The sequence below is a fragment of the Pseudomonas sp. 8_5_2 genome (genome assembly GCF_059295255.1).
Genome location: NZ_CM181238.1, coordinates 1,735,175 through 1,756,029, shown reverse-complemented (window position 1 = coordinate 1,756,029; position 20,855 = coordinate 1,735,175). Strand labels below are relative to the sequence as shown.

At 63.4% G+C, this 20,855-nt stretch carries 15 protein-coding genes and 1 other RNA gene; 8 read left to right on the top strand and 8 right to left on the bottom strand.

Annotated elements, in window-relative coordinates; all coding sequences use genetic code 11:
- Position 1 precedes the first annotated feature (1 nt).
- From ffs to AC5O5R_RS08040, 5 genes are all read right to left on the bottom strand, one after another.
- An RNA gene (gene ffs / locus AC5O5R_RS08060) (signal recognition particle sRNA small type) lies at positions 2–98 on the bottom strand.
- A 208-nt stretch (positions 99–306) separates the two neighbouring features.
- Complete coding sequence (ligA, locus tag AC5O5R_RS08055; RefSeq protein WP_494515157.1) at positions 307–2,637, bottom strand: NAD-dependent DNA ligase LigA; 2,331 nt, start codon at positions 2,635–2,637, stop codon at positions 307–309.
- Positions 2,638–2,875: 238 nt separating this feature from the next.
- A complete protein-coding gene (zipA, locus tag AC5O5R_RS08050) occupies positions 2,876–3,769 on the bottom strand; it encodes a cell division protein ZipA (protein WP_172286890.1) in 894 nt (297 codons plus the stop codon).
- Positions 3,770–3,974: 205 nt separating this feature from the next.
- A complete protein-coding gene (gene smc, locus AC5O5R_RS08045) occupies positions 3,975–7,463 on the bottom strand; it encodes a chromosome segregation protein SMC (RefSeq protein WP_494515156.1) in 3,489 nt (1,162 codons plus the stop codon).
- A gap of 3 nt (positions 7,464–7,466) precedes the next feature.
- On the bottom strand, positions 7,467–8,126 hold the full coding sequence (locus AC5O5R_RS08040) for a GntR family transcriptional regulator (RefSeq protein WP_172220397.1): 660 nt from the start codon (positions 8,124–8,126) through the stop codon (positions 7,467–7,469).
- 267 nt (positions 8,127–8,393) lie between these two features.
- Here AC5O5R_RS08040 and xdhA point away from each other — a divergent pair, with 267 nt between their 5' ends.
- From xdhA to guaD, 4 genes are all read left to right on the top strand, one after another.
- Positions 8,394–9,848, top strand: coding sequence for a xanthine dehydrogenase small subunit (gene xdhA, locus AC5O5R_RS08035; RefSeq protein WP_172220399.1), 1,455 nt, complete (start codon positions 8,394–8,396; stop codon positions 9,846–9,848).
- Positions 9,841–12,240: a xanthine dehydrogenase molybdopterin binding subunit gene (gene xdhB / locus AC5O5R_RS08030; protein WP_172220402.1), complete on the top strand. Its 2,400-nt coding sequence runs from the start codon at positions 9,841–9,843 to the stop codon at positions 12,238–12,240. The genes xdhA and xdhB overlap by 8 nt, the downstream gene beginning before the upstream one ends.
- 120 nt (positions 12,241–12,360) lie before the next feature.
- On the top strand, positions 12,361–13,206 hold the full coding sequence (gene xdhC, locus AC5O5R_RS08025; protein ID WP_172220405.1) for a xanthine dehydrogenase accessory protein XdhC: 846 nt from the start codon (positions 12,361–12,363) through the stop codon (positions 13,204–13,206).
- Positions 13,207–13,216: 10 nt separating this feature from the next.
- Positions 13,217–14,521, top strand: coding sequence for a guanine deaminase (guaD, locus tag AC5O5R_RS08020; protein ID WP_172220408.1), 1,305 nt, complete (start codon positions 13,217–13,219; stop codon positions 14,519–14,521).
- Here guaD and aqpZ read toward each other — a convergent pair.
- Both aqpZ and AC5O5R_RS08010 read right to left on the bottom strand, forming a co-directional pair.
- The gene (aqpZ, locus tag AC5O5R_RS08015) at positions 14,518–15,216 is read right to left on the bottom strand and encodes an aquaporin Z (RefSeq protein WP_172220411.1); all 699 of its coding nucleotides are present in this window, start codon (positions 15,214–15,216) and stop codon (positions 14,518–14,520) included. The two genes, guaD and aqpZ, sit on opposite strands and share 4 nt — an antisense overlap.
- 237 nt (positions 15,217–15,453) lie before the next feature.
- On the bottom strand, positions 15,454–16,209 hold the full coding sequence (locus tag AC5O5R_RS08010) for a GntR family transcriptional regulator (protein ID WP_172220413.1): 756 nt from the start codon (positions 16,207–16,209) through the stop codon (positions 15,454–15,456).
- Positions 16,210–16,492: 283 nt separating this feature from the next.
- Here AC5O5R_RS08010 and AC5O5R_RS08005 point away from each other — a divergent pair, with 283 nt between their 5' ends.
- Complete coding sequence (locus tag AC5O5R_RS08005) at positions 16,493–17,842, top strand: NCS2 family permease (RefSeq protein WP_172220416.1); 1,350 nt, start codon at positions 16,493–16,495, stop codon at positions 17,840–17,842.
- A 239-nt stretch (positions 17,843–18,081) separates the two neighbouring features.
- Here AC5O5R_RS08005 and uraH read toward each other — a convergent pair whose 3' ends face one another.
- A complete protein-coding gene (gene uraH, locus AC5O5R_RS08000) occupies positions 18,082–18,435 on the bottom strand; it encodes a hydroxyisourate hydrolase (RefSeq protein ID WP_016711727.1) in 354 nt (117 codons plus the stop codon).
- A gap of 399 nt (positions 18,436–18,834) precedes the next feature.
- On the opposite strand from uraH, the gene puuE reads away from it, so the two are divergent.
- Genes puuE through AC5O5R_RS07985 form a run of 3 tightly spaced genes read left to right on the top strand, consistent with a single transcriptional unit; the run spans position 18,835 to position 20,829 of the window.
- Entirely contained in the window at positions 18,835–19,761 is a 927-nt protein-coding gene (gene puuE, locus AC5O5R_RS07995; protein WP_494515155.1) for an allantoinase PuuE, read from the top strand.
- Entirely contained in the window at positions 19,761–20,276 is a 516-nt protein-coding gene (gene uraD / locus AC5O5R_RS07990; RefSeq protein WP_172220422.1) for a 2-oxo-4-hydroxy-4-carboxy-5-ureidoimidazoline decarboxylase, read from the top strand. The genes puuE and uraD overlap by 1 nt, the downstream gene beginning before the upstream one ends.
- A 49-nt stretch (positions 20,277–20,325) precedes the next feature.
- Complete coding sequence (locus tag AC5O5R_RS07985; protein WP_172220425.1) at positions 20,326–20,829, top strand: ureidoglycolate lyase; 504 nt, start codon at positions 20,326–20,328, stop codon at positions 20,827–20,829.
- The last annotated feature ends 26 nt before the right edge of the window (positions 20,830–20,855 follow it).

The following is a 20,855-nucleotide window of genomic DNA, read 5'->3' as shown; positions in this document are numbered from 1 at the left end:
GCCCCACCAGCCACACCCCGGCACTCGATGTTCCCGCTATGGCTGCTTCCTTCCGGATCTGACCAGGTTGACGGGTAATCAATGCGGGGGGACCGATGGGGCCACCACTACATGCCTCGCTGAGCAGCGAGTGGCGCCATTGTACCGGTCTTGGGGGCAGATACAACCTCTGGATGAGAAAAAGTCATCATTTCTCAATGACTTGTCCGGACAGGGGTGACCTGCAAAGGCCTATTCGCGGGTGAACCCGCTCCTACAATGGGAGGGGCGGCGCAAGGCCGCTCCTACAGGGGTGGCGCAGAAGGGTTAGACCGCGATGCCCTGCTCGGCCAGGAAGCCGATGAAGGCATCCTCATCGAGCACCTTCACCCCCAGCTCGCTGGCCTTGGCCAGCTTGGAACCGGCACCCGGCCCCGCCACCACGCAGTGGGTCTTGCCAGAAACCGAGCCGGCCACCTTGGCCCCCAGGCTTTCCAGCTTGTCCTTGGCTATGTCGCGGCTCATGCGCTCCAGGCTGCCGGTCAGCACCCAGGTCTGGCCCGCCAGCGGCAGGCCTTCGGCAACCTTCTTCTCGCTGCTCCAGTGCATGCCGAACGCCAGCAGCTGCGCCTCGATGGCCCGCGCCAGCTTCTGGTTGGCTTCATCCTTGAAGAACTCACGCACGGCATCGGCCTGCTTGGCCGCCAAGGCCTGGCGCAGGTCGATGCCGTCGGCCGCGATGATCTTTTCCAGGCTGTCGAGCTTGGCCACCAGCTTCTCGGCACCGGTCGGGCCGACCGAGGCGATGTCGAGCTTGGCAATCATGCCGGCCAGGGTGGTGCTGGCCGCAAACTCTGCCGCCAGCTCGCCTTCGTCCTGCAGCTGCATGCCGCTGTCCAGCAATTGCCTGATAACCTTCTGGTTGTGCTCGTCTTCGAAGAAGTTGTGGATCTCGTGGGCAACCTCCAGGCCGATGTCCGGCAGGTAGGTGAGCACCTGCGGCAGCGCCTGCTGCACCCGTGCCAGGCTGCCCAACGAGCGGGCCAGCACCTTGGCGGTTTCTTCACCAACATCCGGAATGCCCAGTGCATAGATGAAACGCGCCAGGCTCGGGCGCTTGCTGGCCTCGATGGCGTCCAGCAGTTTCCTGCTGGACACTTCAGCGAAGCCTTCCAGGCCGACGATCTGCTCGAATTCAAGCTTGTAGAGGTCTGCCGGCGAACCGATCAGGCCTTCGTCCACCAGTTGCTCGACGCTCTTCTCGCCAAGGCCGTCGATGTCCATGGCGCGGCGCGACACGTAGTGAATGATTGCCTGCTTGAGCTGGGCGCCACACGCCAGCCGGCCGACACAGCGATATACCGCACCTTCGCTGGTGGTTTCCTTGCCTTTGCTGCGCTTGACCAGCTGGGTACGCTCGACCTGCGAGCCACATACCGGGCATTCGCTTGGCACGGCGACCGGACGGGCACCTTCCGGGCGGCGCTCTAGCACCACCTGCATCACCTGCGGAATCACGTCGCCGGCACGGCGGATGATGACCGTGTCACCGATGCGCAGGCCCAGGCGGGCGATTTCATCCATGTTGTGCAGGGTGGCGTTGGACACGGTCACGCCGGCCACCTTGACCGGTTTCAGGCGTGCCACAGGCGTTACCGCACCCGTGCGGCCAACCTGGAACTCGACGTCGAGCACTTCGGTGAGTTCTTCCAGGGCCGGAAATTTATGGGCGATTGCCCAGCGCGGCTCACGGGCACGGAAACCCAGCTCGCGCTGGGAGGCCAGGCTGTTTACCTTGAACACCACACCGTCGATTTCGTACGGCAGGTTGTTGCGCCGCTCGCCGATGTCGCGGTAGTAGGCCAGGCATTCCTCGATACCCGCCGCGTGCTTGAGCTCGCGGCTGATCGGCATACCCCAGGCCTTGAGCTGCTCGAGAACGCCGATATGGCTGTCGCCGATGCTCTCGGAAACCTGACCGACGCCATAGCAGCAGAACTCCAGCGGGCGGCTGGCGGTAATTTTCGAATCCAGCTGGCGCAGACTGCCAGCGGCGGCGTTGCGCGGGTTGGCGAAGGTCTTGGCGCCGGCTTCGGCCTGAGTAGCATTCAGCCGATCGAAACCGGCCTTGCTCATGTACACCTCGCCGCGCACCTCCAGCACCGCCGGCCAGCCCTCGCCCTGCAGCTTGAGCGGGATGTTGCGCACGGTGCGCACGTTGGCGCTGATGTCCTCGCCGGTGGTGCCATCGCCACGGGTGGCGCCCTGCACCAACTGGCCGTCGCGGTACAGCAAGCTCACGGCCAGGCCGTCGAGCTTGGGTTCGCAGCTGAAGTCGACCGCCCCGGGCTGGTCGAGGCCGTCAACCACGCGGCGGCCGAACTCACGCAGGTCGGCTTCCTCGAAGGCGTTGCCCAGGCTGAGCATGGGCACTTCGTGGCGCACCTGGCTGAAGGCGGCCAAGGCCTGGCCGCCGACGCGCTGGGTGGGCGAGTCGGGTGTTACCAGGTGCGGGTTTTCGGCCTCCAGGGCCTTGAGCTCGTTGAACAGACGGTCGTATTCGGCGTCGGGCACACTGGGCTCGTCGAGCACGTAGTAGCGGTAGTTGTGCTGGTCGAGTTCGTGGCGCAGTTCGTGGATACGGGATTCGGCGGTCATGGGATTTGTCTTCTCTTGCAAAGCAAAAGAGCAGCCTGGGAGTGGTGCGTGGGGTTCAAGGTAATTGTTGCCTGTGCCGGCCTCTTCGCGGGTAAACCCGCTCCCACAGGGACAGCACAAACCTCAAGGGCAGTGTTGTACCTGTGGGAGCGGGTTTACCCGCGAAGAGGCCAGCACAGGCAACAAAGGTACCCGAACCGACCAGCACGCCCTCAGGCTGCTCTTTCGTCTGGATCTGTCAGCGCTTCTGGGTCAGCGCGCGGCGCTCGAATTCGACGATGCGCTGGCGGTAGTGCTCGATGGTCTGGGCGGTCAGCACGCTGCGCTGGTCATCCTTGAGCTCGCCGTTGAGCTCGTGGGCCAGCTTGCGTGCCGCGGCCACCATCACATCGAAGGCCTGCTTCGGATGACGCGGGCCTGGCAAGCCAAGGAAGAAGCTGACTGCGCGGGTGCTGAAGTGGTCGATGTCGTCCAGGTCGAACACACCAGGCTTGACCGCATTGGCCATGGAGAACAGCACTTCGCCGTGACCGGCCATGCTCTCGTGACGGTGGAAAATGTCCATTTCGCCGAAGCGCAGGCCGCTTTCCAGGATGTTCTGCAGCAGTGCCGGCCCCTTGAAACCGCCCTCGTCGCGGGAAATCACGCTGATGACCAGCACTTCCTCTGCCGGCGGCAGCTCCTTGACGCTGCTGCTGGCAGGCGCCGCACCGCTGCTGCGAGTGTTGTCGGCGGCAAAGTCGTCATCGCTGTCGGCAAACAGGTCGGCCTCGCGCGGAGCGGCGCTGAGGTTGAGATCGCCCTGCTGCACCTCTGCCGTAGCGGTGGCACGCTTGCCGCGCTTGCTGGCCTTGGCAGGCTTGGGCTCGCGCTCGCGATCACGCCCAGAAGCGCTGAGCGACGGCAGGTCGCTTTCGTCCAGCTCAGGCTCTTTGTGGGCATCCAGCACCCGGTGTGGGCCGAGCACTTCGGCAGTGCCGCCCTCTTCGTCCGGTACGTTGGAATAACTGCGATCCAGACGGAATTTCAACTTGCCTTTACCGCCGCGCATGCGGCGCCAGCCGTCGAAAAGAATCCCGGCAATGACAATGATGCCGATGACGATCAGCCACTCGCGCAGACCGATTTCCATGTAATCCCGTGCCTCTATAAAAATATGCTTGAAAACAAAGGGTTCAAAGCCCTTTAACACGTGGCGCCAACTCTATGTTCTGACAGGCGTTTTACCCACGCAAAAAACGAGTGACATTAAGCTAGCACGACCAAAGACAACTTTACACCGTCTGTCGCACCTTACGGGGGCATTTCGCTGCAGAATGTGCCCCTATCGTCGCGCATCAAGCGTCGACCATGGCCATGGCCGCCTCCACATCAACTGCTACAAGACGTGAACAACCTGGTTCATGCATGGTCACCCCCATCAATTGATCCGCCATCTCCATGGCAATCTTGTTATGGGTGATGTAGATGAACTGCACGCTCTCACTCATTTCCTTGACCAGGCGCGCGTAGCGCCCGACGTTGGCATCGTCCAGCGGTGCATCGACCTCGTCGAGCATGCAGAACGGTGCGGGGTTCAACTTGAAGATGGCAAACACCAGCGCCAAAGCGGTCAGTGCCTTCTCGCCGCCGGACAGCAAGTGGATGGTGCTGTTCTTCTTGCCCGGCGGTCGCGCCATGATCGTCACCCCTGTATCGAGTAGATCTTCGCCCGTCAGTTCCAGATAAGCGCTGCCGCCACCGAAAACTTTTGGGAAAAGTGCCTGTAATCCGGCATTTATCTGATCAAAGGTATCCTTGAAGCGATTGCGGGTTTCCTTGTCGATCTTGCGAATGACGTTTTCCAGTGTCTCCAGGGCTTCGACCAGGTCGGCGTTCTGGGCGTCCAGGTAGCGCTTGCGCTCAGACTGCTGCTCGTACTCTTCGATGGCCGCCAGATTGATCGCGCCCAGGCGCTGGATACGCGCGTCGAGCTGCTCCAGCTCCTGTTCGGTGGCCTGTTCGCTGGCCTCGGCCTCCAGGGTGGCGAGCACCCCTTGCAGGTCGTAGCCATCGGCCAGCAACTGCTCCTGCAGGGTCTTGCGCCGCACATCCAGGCCTTGGGCCTCCAGGCGCAACTGCTCCAGCTGGCCACGCAGCAGCTGGGCCTGCTGCTCGGCCTGGGTACGGCGCTTTTCAGCATCGCGCAGTTCGCGGTCGGCTTCGTCCATGTGCAAGCGGGCCAGGCGCATTTCCTCGTCGACGCTCATGCGCCGCTCCAGCAGTTCTTCCAGCTTCAGGCGCAGCTCTTCTTGCGGGGCCTCGCCCTCCTCCAGGTTCAGGCTCAGTTGCTGCTGGCGCTCGGTCAGGCGCGCGGCCTGCTGCTCCAGGCGCTCCAGGGCCTGACGGGTGGAGTCGTGCTGGGCACGCAGCGACCCCAGGCGCACGGCCAGCTGGTGGGCGTGATCCTTGTGCTGGCGGGCATCCTGACGCACCCGGTCGAGGCTTTCGCGCAGGGTGTCGCGGCGGGCCATCAACTGCTCGCGCTGTTCGGTGTCCTGAGCCATCAGTTCCAGGGCTTCCTGCAGCAGCAAGCGCCCTTCGCCCAGTTGCTCGTGCTCCAGGGCGCGCTGCTCCTCCAGCTCGGCCAGTTCTTCCTGCAGGCGCCGGCGGCGCAGTTCGACCTGCTCGGCGCGGGCGCGGCTGGCCGAGAGGCTGGCTTTCAGCTCGCCATGCAGGCGGTTTTCTTCCTGGGTGCGGCGGCGCAGTTGCTCGCGTTGTTCTTCCTGGCCCAGCTGCTGCTCACGCAAGGCCTGCAGTTGCTGCTCCAGCTGCTCAAGCGCCGCTTCCTGTTCCAGCTGCTGCTGGCCCAGCCGCTCGATTTCCTGGCCGCGCGCCAGCACGCCGCCCTCGGCTTCACTGCCACGGCGCACGCGCAAGAAGTGCCGACCCACCCAGTAGCCGTCGCGGCTGACCAGGCTCTGGCCTTCGCCAAGCGATGCGCGCTGCGCCAGCGCCTGGGCCAGGTCTTCCACGGGCTTGACCTGGCCCAGCCAGGGCGCCAGGTCGATACGGCCTTCGACCTTTGCCAGCAGGCTGCCGGGCAATGCCGGGCTGACGCTGCTGGCCACCAGCAAGCGCAGTTCACCTTGTTCCAGGCCAGCGAAATCGAGACGACTGAAATCATCTACCAGCACGGCCTGCAAGTCGGCACCGAGCACTGTCTCAACCGCCAATTCCCAGCCCGGCTCCACCCGCAGCCCTTCGGCAAGGCGCGGCTGTTGCTCCAGGCCCTGGCCACGCAGCCAGTCGGCAGCACCGGCACCTGGCTCCAGTGCCGCCTGCTGCAGGGCTTCCAGCGAAGCCAGGCGGCCACCGAGGCGCTGCAGGTCACCCTGCGCCTGCTGCTGGGCCTGGGTGGCCTGTTGCAGCTGCTGACGCAGGTTTTCCAGGCGCTCGACCACCTGCTCTTCGGACAGCTGCAGCTCTTCAAGCTGCATTTCGCTACTGGCCAGTTGCTCGGCCAGTTCCAGCATGGCGGCGTCCTGCGGGTCGCTACCCAGTTGTTCGCGCTCCTCACCCAGCTTGCGCTGGCGTTCGGCCTGGCGCTCCAGGCTGGCCTCCAGCTGCAGCAGGCGCGCCTGCTGCACTTCGGCCTGGCGGCGCGGTTCGGCAGAGCGGCTGTTGAAGCTGTCCCACTGCTCCTGCCAGCCGTGCATGCCCAGCTCGGCCTCTTCCAGGGCCGCCGCAGCCTCTTCCGCGGCGGCCAGGGTCAGTTCCTGCTCGGGCTCGAGCATGGCCAGCTCTTCACCCAGGGTAGCCAGCAGGGTGCGGTCGTGACCCAGGTGCGACTCGGTTTCAAGCCGCGTGCGCTCGGCTTCCTTGAAGTCGTCCTGCAACTGGCGCAGGCGCTGCTGGCCGTGCTGAATGCTCTGCTCGACCCGGGCGATGTCACCGGCCACCGAGTAGAAGCGGCCCTGCACCTGGTTGAAGCGTTCGGACAACTCATGATGGCCGTCGCGCAGGCGCTCGATGCTCGCATCGGCATTACGCTGCTCGGCCACCAACGCTTCGTGCGAAACGTCCTGGTCGCCAATCACCGACTCGCGCTGGCGCACGCGCTCGTCCAGATCGCGCCAGCGCAACGCCGACAGGCGCGCCTTCAGCTGGCGCTCGTGGGCCTTGTACTCGCGGTACTTCTCGGCGGCCTGGGCCTGGCGGTGCAGGCGCTCCAGCTGGCGCTCCAGCTCTTCGCGCAGGTCGCTCAGGCGGGCCAGGTTTTCCTGGGTGCGGCGGATGCGGTTCTCGGTCTCGCGGCGGCGCTCCTTGTACTTGGAAATGCCGGCGGCTTCTTCGATGAAATTGCGCAGTTCCTCGGGCTTGGCCTCGATCAGCTTGGAGATCATGCCCTGCTCGATGATCGAATAACTGCGCGGCCCCAGGCCGGTGCCCAGGAAAATGTCGGTGATGTCGCGGCGCCGGCACTTGGTGCCGTTCAGGTAATAGCTGTTCTGCGCGTCGCGGGTGACCTTGCGGCGGATCGATATCTCGGCGTAGGCGGCGTATTCGCCCACCAGCGTGGTTTCGCTGTTGTCGAACACCAGCTCGATGCTGGCCTGGCTGACCGGCTTGCGGCCGCTGGAGCCATTGAAGATGACGTCGGTCATCGACTCGCCGCGCAGGTTCTTGGCCGAACTCTCGCCCATCACCCAACGCACCGCGTCGATGATGTTGGACTTGCCGCAACCGTTGGGGCCGACCACGGCCGCCATGTTGCTGGGGAAGTTGACCGTGGTCGGGTCGACGAATGACTTGAACCCGGCCAGGCGAATGCATTTCAGGCGCATCGGTCAGCCTCGGGCCAGCGCCGCCAGCACCAGTTCGCAGCTGCGCTGGCCATAGGCGGTAAGCACCTCGCGAATGCGCGGCAGGTCACGGGCAACCACGGCGTCAAGCAGGCGGGCAAACAGGTCCAGGTAGTCGATCATGTTGGCCTGGCGCTGGTCCAGCGACAGGTAGTAGGCGCGGCTCATGGCTGGCTGCAGGTTTTCCACGGTTTCCTGCAGGTACGGGTTGTCGGCAAACGGGTAGGCCGCACGCATGACCGCGAAGCTGTCAGCGACGAACGCCTTGATGTCCAGCTGGTCATGGGCGCGCTGCAGGCGCTGCTGGATGTCCAGGAACGGGCGCAGGTCGGCATCGGTGCGCCATTTTTGCGCAACCGCGTTGCCCAGCAGGATGTAGAACTCGCCCATCAGCGCGCACAGGCTGCGCACACTGCGCTCGTCCAGCTCGGTCACGTGGGCACCGCGACGCGGCAGGATCGCCACCAGGTGACGGCGCTCGAGGATCAGCAGCGCCTCGCGCACCGAACCGCGGCTGACGTTGAGCGCCTGGGTAACCTTTTGCTCCTGGATACGCTCGCCTGGCGCCAGCTCGCCGCGAATGATGCGTTCGGCCAGGTAATCGGCAATCTGCTCGGAAAGGCTGTCCGGGGCCTTGAACGTCATGGTTTTCCTTCAAAATCGTTGAGCTCGCACAAGGGGCGGATTGTAGCGTACTTGATCGCTGCTGGCGCAGAGGGGCCAGGCGGTTTATTTGACCTGTCAGACAGCCATGCGCGCGGCGCGATCTATGCTTGTGATATGGGCGTACTGATCGGGCGGGTATGGATACGGGCATTTTCTTGACCTTTGAGTCAGAAAAATATTGACCTGCTGGACAGGTCTTGCTTAGAGTCCGCCCAACAACAATAAAACCATTGCGAGGCCACCCCCGTGATCCAGTTTCTCGTCAACCAGGAGCTGCGCAGCGAGCATGCCCTGGACCCGAACATGACGGTGCTGCAGTACCTGCGCGAGCACCTGGGCAAACCCGGCACCAAGGAGGGCTGCGCCAGCGGCGACTGCGGCGCCTGCACCGTGGTGGTCGGCGAACTGACCGAGGACGACCAGGGCAACGACAGCCTGCGTTACCGCAGCCTGAACTCATGCCTGACCTTCGTCTCGTCGCTGCACGGCAAGCAACTGATCAGCGTCGAAGGCCTCAAGCACCAGGGCCAGCTGCACAGCGTGCAACAGGCCATGGCCGACTGCCATGGTTCGCAGTGCGGCTTCTGCACCCCCGGTTTCGTCATGTCACTGTTTGCCCTGCAGAAGAACAGCAGCGGCCCTGACTTGCACCTGGCCCAGGAAGCCCTGGCCGGCAACCTGTGCCGCTGCACCGGCTACCGGCCAATCCTGGATGCCGCCGAACAAAGTTGCCGCCAGCCCTGCCGCGACCAGTTCGATGCCCAGCAAGCGCAGACCATCAGCCGCCTCAAGGCCATCGCACCGACCCAGACCGGCGAGCTGAACAGCGGCGACAAGCGTTGCCTGGTGCCGCTGACCGTGGCCGACCTGGCCGACCTGTACAGTTCGCACCCCGAAGCGCGACTGCTGGCCGGCGGTACCGACCTGGCGCTGGAGGTCACGCAGTTTCACAAGACCCTGCCGGTGATGATCTATGTCGGCCACGTGGCCGAACTCAAGCGCATCGAAAAAACCGCCAGCCATCTGCAGATCGGCGCCGCCACCCCGCTCACCGACTGCTACGGCGCGCTCCACCAGGAATACCCCGACTTCGGCGACCTGCTGCACCGCTTCGCCTCGCTGCAGATCCGCAACCAGGGCACGCTCGGCGGCAACATCGGCAACGCCTCCCCGATCGGCGACTCGCCGCCCCTGCTGATCGCGCTGGATGCGCAGATTGTCCTGCGCCAGGGCGAGCGGCAACGGGTGATGCCGCTGGAAGACTACTTCATCGACTACCGCATCACTGCCCGCCAGGACAGCGAGTTCATCGAGAAGATCATCGTGCCACGCGCCACCAGCGACTGGGCGTTCCGCGCCTATAAAGTGTCGAAGCGACTGGACGATGACATCTCTGCCGTGTGCGGCGCCTTCAACCTGAGCATCGAAGACGGCGTGGTCAGCGGCGTGCGCATCGCTTTCGGCGGCATGGCGGCGATCCCCAAGCGGGCCCGCGCCTGCGAGGCGGCGCTGCGCGGCAAGCCGTGGAACCAGGCCGCCATCGAGCGCGCCTGCCAGGCTCTGGCCGAGGATTTCACCCCGCTCAGCGACTTCCGCGCCAGCAAGGAATACCGCCTGCTGACCGCGCAGAACCTGCTGCGCAAGTACTTCATCGAACAGCAAACGCCGCACATCGAGACCCGGGTGACCGCTTATGTCTAACCATCACGTAGCCAAGAGCCAGGCCGAGATGGCCGAACTGTTCAGCCAGGACCTGACCACCGGTGTCGGCCGCAGCGTCAAGCACGACAGCGCCGACAAGCATGTGTCTGGCGAGGCGGTGTATATCGACGACCGTCTGGACTTCCCCAACCAGCTGCACGTGTACGCACGCACTGCCGACCGCGCTCATGCGCGCATCCTGCGCGTCGATACCACACCCTGCTATGCATTCGAGGGCGTGCGTATCGCCATCACCCACGAAGACATCCCCGGCCTCAAGGACATCGGCCCGGTGGTGGCCGGCGACCCGCTGCTGGCCATCGACAAGGTCGAGTTCTTTGGCCAGCCGGTACTCGCTGTCGCCGCCCGCGACCTGGAAACCGCGCGCCGCGCCGCCATGGCCGCGATCATCGAGTACGAAGACCTGGAGCCGGTGCTGGACGTGGTCGAGGCGCTGCGCAAGAAGCACTTCGTCCTCGACAGCCATACCCACCAGCGCGGCGACTCGGCTGCTGCCCTGGCCAGCGCTCCGCACCGCATCCAGGGCACCCTGCACATCGGTGGCCAGGAGCACTTCTACCTGGAAACCCAGGTGTCCTCGGTGATGCCCACTGAAGACGGCGGCATGATCGTCTATTGCTCCACGCAGAACCCCACCGAAGTGCAGAAGCTGGTCGCCGAAGTGCTCGACGTGCCGATGAACAAGGTGGTGCTGGACATGCGCCGCATGGGTGGCGGTTTTGGTGGCAAGGAAACCCAGGCCGCCAGCCCGGCGTGCCTGTGTGCCGTGGTGGCGCGCCTGACCGGCCAGCCGACCAAGATGCGCCTGCCGCGGGTCGAGGACATGACCATGACCGGCAAGCGTCACCCGTTCTACGTGGAATACGACGTGGGCTTCGACGATGACGGCCGCCTGCATGGCATCAACTTCGACCTGGCCGGCAACTGTGGCTACTCGCCCGACTTGTCCGGTTCGATCGTCGACCGCGCGATGTTCCACTCCGACAACGCCTACTACCTGGGCGACGCCACCGTGCACGGCCACCGCTGCAAGACCAACACCGCCTCCAACACCGCCTACCGCGGCTTTGGCGGCCCGCAGGGCATGGTCGCCATCGAGCAGGTGATGGACCACATCGCCCGCCACCTGGGCCGCGACCCGCTGGCGGTGCGCAAGGCCAACTACTACGGCAAGACCGAGCGCAACGTCACCCACTACTTCCAGACCGTCGAGCACAACATGCTCGAGGAGATGACCGCCGAACTGGAAGCCAGCAGCGACTACGCCGAGCGCCGCGAGTCGATCCGTCGGTTCAACGCCAACAGCCCGATCCTGAAAAAAGGCCTGGCACTGACGCCGGTGAAGTTCGGCATTTCGTTCACCGCCACCTTCCTCAACCAGGCCGGTGCGCTGATCCACATCTACACCGATGGCAGCATCCACCTGAACCACGGCGGGACCGAGATGGGCCAAGGCCTGAACACCAAGGTGGCGCAGGTGGTGGCGCAGGTCTTCCAGGTGGATTTCAGCCGCATCCAGATCACCGCCACCAACACCGACAAAGTGCCCAACACCTCGCCCACCGCTGCTTCCAGTGGTGCCGACCTGAACGGCAAGGCGGCGCAGAACGCGGCCGAAATCCTCAAGAAGCGCCTGACCGAGTTTGCCGCTCGGCACTACCAGGTCACCGAGGAAGACGTCGAGTTCCGCAACGGCCATGTGCGCGTGCGCGACCAGATCGTCAGCTTCGAGCAACTGGTGCAGCAGGCGTACTTCGCCCAGGTATCGCTGTCCACCACCGGCTTCTACCGCACGCCGAAAATCTACTATGACCGCAGCCAGGCACGCGGCCGGCCGTTCTACTACTTCGCCTTTGGCGCCGCCTGTGTGGAGGTGATCGTCGATACCCTGACCGGCGAATACAAGATGCTGCGTGCCGACATCCTGCACGACGTGGGCGACTCGCTGAACCCGGCCATCGACATCGGCCAGGTAGAGGGCGGCTTCATCCAGGGCATGGGCTGGCTGACCACAGAAGAACTGGTGTGGAACGCCAAGGGCAAGCTGATGACCAACGGCCCGGCCAGCTACAAGATCCCGGCGGTGGCCGACATGCCGATCGACCTGCGGGTAAAGCTGGTGGAAAACCGCAAGAACCCGGAAGACACCGTGTTCCACTCCAAGGCCGTGGGCGAGCCACCGTTCATGCTCGGCATCGCCGCCTGGTGTGCGATCAAGGACGCCGTGGCCAGCCTGGCCGATTATCGCCTGCAGCCGCAGGTGGATGCGCCGGCGACGCCGGAGCGGGTGTTGTGGGGGTGCGAGCAGATGCGCAAGGCGGTGGCTGCCACGCAGCCTGCCGAACAGGAACTGGAAACCGCTCCTCACTGACAGCGAGGAACCCTGTGGGAGCGGGTTCACCCGCGAAGGCGGCGGTAATTCCACCCTCGCATTCGCGGGTAAACCCGCTCCCACAGGGACTGTGGAAGACCTTAAAAGAGGTTATGGATCATGCACCAATGGATCAACGCCCTCGCCGACCACCAGTCCCGGGGCGAAGCCTGCGTGCTGGTGACCATCATCGAGGAGCGCGGCTCTACCCCGCGCAACGCCGGCTCGAAGATGGTGGTCAGTGCCAGCGGCCTGTTCGACACCATCGGCGGTGGCCACCTGGAATACAAGGCCCTGCACATCGCCCGGCAGATGCTCGAAGAGCAGCGCACTACCCCGCACCTGGAGCGCTTCAGCCTGGGGGCCAGCCTGGGCCAATGCTGTGGCGGGGTGACCGTGCTGCTGTTCGAACCCATGGCGGCGGTACAGGCGCAGATCGCCGTGTTCGGCGCGGGCCATGTCGGCCGGGCTCTGGTACCCTTGCTCGCCGCGTTGCCCTGCCGGGTGCGCTGGATCGACTCGCGCGAGCAGGAATTCCCCGAGTTCATCCCCAACGGGGTGACCAAAGTGGTCAGTGAAGAGCCGGTCGACGAAGTGGCAGCACTGCCGCCAGGCTGCTACTGCATCGTCATGACCCACAACCATCAGCTCGACATGGAGCTGACCGCCGCCATTCTCAAGCGCAACGATTTCACCTGGTTCGGCCTGATCGGCTCGAAGACCAAACGCGTCAAGTTCGAGCACCGCCTGCGCGAGCGCGGCTTCGACGAGGCCGTGATGGCGCGCATGCGCTGCCCCATGGGCCTGGCGGAGGTCAAGGGCAAGCTGCCCATCGAGATCGCCGTGTCCATCGCCGGCGAAATCATCGCCACCTACAACGCCTGCTTCGGCCAGCACGATGCTGCTGCCAATGCCGGCCCCATTGCCCAGTTGCTGCCGCCCTCCCGGCGCAGCCAAGCCCTATGACGAGTGTGTTATGACCGTTACCCGCAAAGCCTACCGTGCCGCCATCCTGCACAGCATCGCCGACCCGGCCGAGGTGGGCCTGGAGGCTTCCCATGAGTACTTTGAAGACGGCCTGCTGGTAGTCGACGATGGCCGTATCAGCGCCATTGGCCACGCCAGCGAACTGCTGCCAAGCCTGGATGCCGACATCCCGGTGCAGCACTACCAGGACGCACTGATCACCCCGGGCTTCATCGACACCCACATCCACTTCCCGCAGACCGGTATGATCGGCTCGTACGGCGAGCAGCTGCTGGACTGGCTGAACACCTACACCTTCCCTTGCGAAAAGCAGTTCGCCGACAAGAACCACGCCGACCAGGTAGCGAAGATTTTTCTCAAGGAGCTGCTGCGCAACGGCACCACCACTGCACTGGTGTTCGGCAGCGTGCACCCCGAGTCGGTCAATGCCCTGTTCGAAGAGGCCGAGCGCCTGGACCTGCGTCTGATCGCCGGCAAGGTGATGATGGACCGCAACGCCCCGGACTACCTGACCGACACCGCCGAATCCGGCTACGCCGAAAGCAAGGCCCTGATCGAGCGCTGGCACGGCAAGGGTCGCCTGCATTACGCCGTCACTCCGCGCTTCGCGCCCACCAGCACACCTGAACAGCTGACCCTGGCGGGCCAGCTGCTCAAGGAGCACCCGGGCGTGTACATGCACACGCACCTGTCGGAAAACCTCAAGGAAATCGACTGGGTCAAGTCACTGTTCCCCGAGCAGAAGGGTTACCTGGACGTTTACGACCACTTCGAACTGCTGGGCGAGCGCTCGGTGTTCGCCCATGGCGTGCACCTGTGCGACGACGAGTGCCAGCGCCTGGCCGAAACCGGCTCGGCGGTGGCCTTCTGCCCTACTTCCAACCTGTTCCTTGGCAGCGGCCTGTTCAACCTGCCGCAGGCCGAACGGTTCAAGGTCAACGTCGGCCTGGGCACCGACGTCGGCGCCGGCACCAGCTTCTCGCTGCTCAACACCCTGAACGAAGCGTACAAGGTGATGCAGCTGCAAGGCGCGCGCCTGCACCCGTACAAGTCGCTGTACCTGGCCACCCTCGGCGGTGCCCGCGCACTGCGCCTGGACGATCGCATCGGCAGCCTGCGCACCGGCAATGATGCCGACTTCGTGGTGCTGGACTACAAGGCCACGCCGCTGCTGGACTACCGCATCCAGCAGTCCAACAGCATCGAAGAGACCCTGTTCGTGCTCACCACCCTGGGCGACGACCGTACCATACGCGAAACCTACGCTGCCGGGCGCTGCGTGCACCAGCGCTAAGGTTCTTTCGCCAGGCCCCGGTACAATGCGCCGCCGATTGCAGCCCCGATCAGCGGCGCCACCCAGAACAGCCACAGCTGTTGCAACGCCCACCCACCGACGAACAAGGCGGGCCCCGTGCTGCGCGCGGGGTTGACCGAGGTATTGGTGACCGGGATCGAGATCAGGTGGATCAGGGTCAGGGCCAGGCCGATGGCGATCGGTGCGAAGCCGGCCGGCGCCCGGGCGTCTGTTGCGCCCATGATCACCACCAGGAACATCGCCGTCATCACCACTTCGCTGACAAAGCCCGCCCCCAGCGTGTAGCCACCTGGCGAGTGGTCGGCGTAGCCGTTCGATGCCAGGCCCGAAGACAGCTCGAAACCGGCCTTGCCGCTGGCAATCAGGTAGATCACCCCGGCCGCCAGGATGGCGCCGATCACCTGGGCTATCACGTAGGGCAACAGCTCTTTTGCCGGGAAGCGCCCGCCCACCACCAGCCCGAAGGACACGGCGGGGTTGAGATGACAACCGGAGATATGGCCGATGGCGAAGGCCATGGTCAGCACGGTAAGGCCGAAGGCGAAGGCGACACCGAGTACACCGATGCCCAAAGGGGAACTGGCTGCGATTACCGCACTGCCACAGCCGCCAAGCACTAACCAGAAGGTACCGATCAGCTCGGCACCCATTCGTTTACCCAGAGACAGGGTCATGGACCTTTCCTCAACAAGTAGTGGAACGCAACGGATGCGCAAGCCCAACTGCTTGATGAAGGTTTGCCCACAAGAATTTAGCAGACCTTTGGCTGATGGCCAGAAATGACTGGGGCCCCTTCGCGTTCCATTCGCAGCACAAGGCTGCTCCTACAGGGGTTACGCGATGCCCGTAGGAGCAGCCTTGTGCTGCGAATGGGCGGCGAAGCGGCCCCCTTCAATCAGCCAGGCAAACGATCAACCCTTGGCCGAAACCTTGGGCTTTTTCAGCAAATGCGAGAACACCGCATGCAGGTCGTCCGAGGCGCTCTCCTCGTCCAGGTTCAGCTTGCTGTCGATGTGGTCCATGTGGTGCATCATCAGGTTCACTGCCAGGTCGGCATCGCGCGCCTCGATGGCGTCGATCAGCTGCATGTGCTCGTCATACGAGCAGTGCGAGCGGTTGCCGCTTTCGTACTGGGCAATGATCAGCGAAGTCTGCGACACCAGGCTGCGCTGGAAGCTGACCAGCGGTGCATTGCCCGCCGCTTCGGCCAGCTTGAGGTGGAACTCGCCGGAAAGCCGGATGCCGGCACCCCGGTCACCCCGGGAGAAGCTGTCGCGCTCCTCACGCACCATCTGCCGCAGCTCGTTCAACTGCTCGAGGGTGGCGTGCTGCACGGCCAGTTCGGTAATGGCACGTTCGACCATGCGCCGCGAGAAAAACACCTGGCGCGCCTCTTCTACCGTCGGGCTGGCCACCACCGCACCGCGGTTCGGCCGCAGCAGCACCACGCTTTCGTGGGCCAGGCGCGACAGCGCGCGGCGGATGATGGTGCGGCTGACGCCAAAGATTTCGCCCAGTGCTTCCTCGCTCAACTTGGTGCCTGGTGCCAGGCGCTGCTCGAGGATCGCCTCGAAGATGTGCGCGTAGACGATGTCGTCCTGGGTACCACTGCGGCCGGCCTTGCCGACACGCGCAGGTTTCTTCAGAGGTTGCAGCTGTTCGTTCATGGGCTCTCGAGGCACGAAGAGAAAGTATGGCGCCATTGTACACAGGCTGAGGCGATTCCGCAGGGGGCGTTTTACCTATATAGCCGTTGTACGACGCATTGCGCACACAAAAGATAAAACATTATTTGCATTCTTTGTACACAAAAGCATAATCCACCGAGCAACTTCTTGACCCATGAGTCAACAAACAGGTCGGACGTCTGCCTTCCCTCTTGGGGCTACCAAGTGCATCGCTCAGGAACTGGCCCCTACAACAACAAGAAAGACTTGAGGAGTACTCGCTGTGGAAAGCCGCAAATCCGAAGCCCCTGCGCTGGATCTCGCCCCACCGCTCGAAACGAGCTGGCTGGAGCGGATTTTCAAACTCAAGCAACACGGCAGTACCGTCAAAACCGAGATGATCGCCGGGGTGACCACCTTCATCACCATGGCCTACATCATTTTCGTCAATCCCAACATCATGGCCGACGCCGGCATCGACCATGGTGCAGCCTTCGTCGCCACCTGCATCGCCGCCGCGCTGGGTTGCCTGCTGATGGGCCTGTACGCCAACTGGCCTGTGGGCCTGGCGCCGGGCATGGGGCTCAACGCCTTCTTCACCTACACCGTGGTCGGCACCATGGGCTACAACTGGGAAACGGCACTGGGGGCGGTGTTCGTCTCAGGCGTGCTGTTCATGTTCCTGACCTTGTCGAAAGTGCGCGAATGGCTGCTGAACAGCATCCCGGTCAGCCTGCGCCATGCCATGGGGGCCGGCGTCGGATTGTTCCTCGGGCTGATCGGCCTGAAGACCGCCGGCATCATCGTCGACAGCCCGGCCACGCTGATCAAGCTGGGTTCGCTGCATGAGCCAGGGCCGCTGCTGGCAGCCGTGTGCTTCCTGTTGATCGCCATCCTCAGCTACAAGCGGGTGTTCGGTGCGATCCTGATCAGCATCATTGGCGTAACCGTGGCTGGCTGGGGCCTGGGCCTGGTCAAGTTTGGCGGGGTGATGTCGATGCCGCCCAGCCTGGCACCCACCTGGATGGCCATGGACGTGGCTGGCGTGTTCAACGTCAGCATGATCAGCGTGGTGCTGGCGTTCCTCTTCGTGCACATGTTCGACACCGCAGGCACGCTGATGGGCGTGGCGCAGCGGGCCAATCTGGTGGCGCCGGACGGGCGTATCGAGAACCTCTCGCGGGCGCTAAAGGCTGACAGTGCTTCGAGCGTGTTCGGTGCGGTGGTCGGCGTACCGCCGGTGACCAGCTATGTGGAGAGCGCTGCGGGGGTCGCTGCCGGTGGTCGTACTGGTCTGACGGCGGTGGTGGTCGGCCTGTTGTTCGTCGCCGCGATGTTCTTCGCCCCGCTGGCCGGGATGATTCCGGCGTACGCGACGGCGGGTGCGCTGATCTATGTGGCCATGCTGATGATGGGCAGCATGGCGCACATTCATTGGGACGAAGCCACCGACAGCATTCCGGCGATCGTCACGGTGATCATGATGCCGCTGACGTTCTCTGTAGCGGACGGTATTGCGCTGGGCTTCATCAGCTATGTGGCGCTGAAGGCCGGTACCGGCAAATACAAGGAAATCTCGGCCAGCTTGTGGGTGTTGTGCGCGATCTTCATAGCCAAGTTCGTGTTTCTCTGACCCCTCATTGCACCAGTCAAGGGCGCCTCGGCGCCCTTTCTCTATTGCTTTAGCCTGTGCCTGCCTCTTCGCGGTGAACCCGCTCCTGGGGTTAGGTGATAGATGTTTGTGTGCGGCGGTGCGGCGATCCGATTACCCGCAAAGAGGCCAGATCAGACAATGCAAAAACAGCAGACGAAAAAAAGCCCGCCAGTGTGAGAGCGGGCCAAAGGACCTACGAAGATTCTTCTAGCGACCAACTAGCTTCCACGATAGGTCGAATAGCTGTACGGCGAAATCAGCAGCGGCACGTGGTAGTGCTCTTGCTGTTCATCGATACCAAAGCGCAGCACCACAACGTCCAGGAACGCCTGGGCCGGCAGCTGCACGCCGCGGGCGCGGTAGTAATCACCAGCGCTGAACTGCAACTGGTAGACACCGCTGCGATAGTCGTCACCCTGCAGCAGCGGCGCGTCGACGCGGCCATCGCTGTTGGTCAGGGCGGTGTTCACCAGCTCCAGCTGCTGGCCTTCGACGCGGTACAGCTCGACCTTGATCGAGCTGCCGGGGCAGCCATGCGCGGCATCCAGTACGTGTGTGGTCAAACGTCCCATTGCTTGTCGCCTCTTGTTCAATCTGTGGGCAAAAAATACACGGCCATCACCACGCCAAAGGGCCTGCGATGTGCGGGAATGACGCTATTAAGACATTCCGATGCAAAATTGTACACAATTTTTTGGGCCCTTCTTGCGCTCCTCCCCGATCATGCCCATAAACGACCCATCGGTCGCAAATACACGCTGCGTGCCGACGTCAACATCATTAGCTGACCGATCAGGCAGGTTTCTTGCACTGTATTTCCAGAGCGCTGCGAAGCGACAAAAGGGAAGAAATGCGGAAAAACAGGCTTACAAAAGATTTCAGAAGTTGTATACAATCAGCCCATCCGGTGGTGCGACATACCGACGCGGCCCGCCCACCACCCGCACTAACGCACAAGAAGGAAGACTGCAGTGAGCGCTGACTACCCTCGCGACCTGATCGGTTACGGCAACAACCCTCCTCACCCGCACTGGCCGGGCAACGCTCGCATCGCGCTGTCTTTCGTTCTCAACTACGAAGAAGGTGGCGAACGCAACATCTTGCACGGTGACAAGGAATCCGAAGCCTTCCTGTCCGAGATGGTTGCCGCCCAGCCGCTGCAGGGTGCGCGCAACATGAGCATGGAGTCGCTGTACGAGTATGGCAGCCGTGCCGGTGTGTGGCGCCTGCTGAAGCTGTTCAAGGACAGCGGCGTGCCGCTGACCGTGTTCGCCGTGGCCATGGCCGCCCAGCGCCACCCCGACGTGATCCGTGCCATGGCCGAAGCCGGCCACGAAATCTGCAGCCACGGCTACCGCTGGATCGACTACCAGAACATGGACGAGGCCCAGGAGCGCGAGCACATGCTCGAAGCCATCCGCATCCTCACCGAAATCAGCGGCAAGCGCCCGGTGGGTTGGTACACCGGCCGCACCGGCCCGAACACCCGCCGCCTGGTGATGGAAGAAGGTGGTTTCCTGTACGACAGCGACACCTATGACGACGACCTGCCCTACTGGGAGCCGAACAACCCCACCGGCAAGCCGCACCTGGTGATCCCCTACACCCTCGACACCAACGACATGCGCTTCACCCAGGTACAGGGTTTCAACTGCGGCGAGCAGTTCTTCCAGTACCTGAAGGACGCGTTCGATGTGCTGTACGCCGAAGGCGCCGAAGCACCGAAAATGCTCTCCATCGGCCTGCACTGCCGCCTGGTGGGCCGCCCGGCGCGCCTGGCCGCGCTGAAGCGTTTCGTCGACTACGCCAAAAGCCATGACCAGGTCTGGTTCGCCCGTCGTGAGGACATCGCCCGCCACTGGCACGCCACCCACCCGTACAAGAAAGAGACCGCCTGATGACCGCCTTCAAAACCCTCAAGCCTTCCACCCTGGGCCGTGACGCCTTCGTCGAGGCGTTCGCCGACATCTATGAGCACTCGCCGTGGGTTGCCGAAAAAGCCTATGACCTGGGGCAACTGGCTGAACTGGACGAGATCGAGGCGCTGCACCAGCGCATGAGCGACATCCTGCTCAGCGCCAACCACTCCGACCAGCTGGCGCTGATCAACGCTCACCCGGACCTGGCCGGCAAGGCCGCCGTCCAGGGCGAGTTGACCGAATCGAGCACCAATGAGCAAGCCGGCGCCGGTATCCACCAGTGCACCGCCGAAGAGTTCGCCCGTTTCACCGAGCTGAACGATGCCTACAAGGCCAAGTTCCAGTTCCCGTTCATCATGGCGGTGAAGGGCAGCAACCGGCACCAGATCCTGGCCGCCTTCGAAAAACGCATCCACAACGATGCCGATGCCGAATTCAAGGAAGCCCTGGCGCAGATCAATCTGATCGCCCTGTTCCGCCTGCTGCAGTTGTAAGCGACAGCCGAACCTTTTTCAGTACAACGAACATATAAGAGAGACCCGCATGCGCACCCTGATGATCGAGCCCCTGACCAAAGAAGCCTTTGCCCAGTTCGGAGACGTGATCGAAACCGACGGCAGCGACCACTTCATGATCAACAACGGCTCGACCATGCGCTTTCACAAGCTCGCCACGGTCGAAACCGCCGAGCCTGAAGACAAGGCGATCATCAGCATCTTCCGCGCCGACGCGCTAGACATGCCGCTGACCGTGCGCATGCTGGAACGCCATCCGCTGGGCAGCCAGGCTTTCATTCCGCTGCTCGGCAACCCCTTTCTGATCGTGGTCGCGCCAGTTGGCGATGCACCTGTATCAGGTTTGGTCCGCGCCTTCCGCAGTAATGGCAGGCAGGGCATCAATTACCATCGCGGCGTCTGGCACCACCCGGTGCTGACGATCGAAAAGCGGGATGACTTCCTGGTGGTTGATCGCAGTGGTTCTGGCAACAACTGCGATGAGCATTACTTCACCGAGGAACAAATGCTGGTCCTCAATCCCCACCAATAAGAGAAGGTCGGTCATCCGGGTTTCGA

What these genes read in the sequence shown, in the direction of transcription:
- uraH (WP_016711727.1), bottom strand. Translation starts at nt 18,435, where the DNA reads ATGGGACGTTTGACCACACACGTACTGGATGCCGCGCATGGCTGCCCC.
- smc (WP_494515156.1), bottom strand. Translation starts at nt 7,463, where the DNA reads ATGCGCCTGAAATGCATTCGCCTGGCCGGGTTCAAGTCATTCGTCGAC.
- guaD (WP_172220408.1), top strand. Translation starts at nt 13,217, where the DNA reads ATGACCGTTACCCGCAAAGCCTACCGTGCCGCCATCCTGCACAGCATC.
- xdhB (WP_172220402.1), top strand. Translation starts at nt 9,841, where the DNA reads ATGTCTAACCATCACGTAGCCAAGAGCCAGGCCGAGATGGCCGAACTG.
- aqpZ (WP_172220411.1), bottom strand. Translation starts at nt 15,216, where the DNA reads ATGACCCTGTCTCTGGGTAAACGAATGGGTGCCGAGCTGATCGGTACC.
- AC5O5R_RS07985 (WP_172220425.1), top strand. Translation starts at nt 20,326, where the DNA reads ATGCGCACCCTGATGATCGAGCCCCTGACCAAAGAAGCCTTTGCCCAG.
- AC5O5R_RS08040 (WP_172220397.1), bottom strand. Translation starts at nt 8,126, where the DNA reads ATGACGTTCAAGGCCCCGGACAGCCTTTCCGAGCAGATTGCCGATTAC.
- ligA (WP_494515157.1), bottom strand. Translation starts at nt 2,637, where the DNA reads ATGACCGCCGAATCCCGTATCCACGAACTGCGCCACGAACTCGACCAG.
- uraD (WP_172220422.1), top strand. Translation starts at nt 19,761, where the DNA reads ATGACCGCCTTCAAAACCCTCAAGCCTTCCACCCTGGGCCGTGACGCC.
- xdhC (WP_172220405.1), top strand. Translation starts at nt 12,361, where the DNA reads ATGCACCAATGGATCAACGCCCTCGCCGACCACCAGTCCCGGGGCGAA.
- zipA (WP_172286890.1), bottom strand. Translation starts at nt 3,769, where the DNA reads ATGGAAATCGGTCTGCGCGAGTGGCTGATCGTCATCGGCATCATTGTC.
- AC5O5R_RS08010 (WP_172220413.1), bottom strand. Translation starts at nt 16,209, where the DNA reads ATGAACGAACAGCTGCAACCTCTGAAGAAACCTGCGCGTGTCGGCAAG.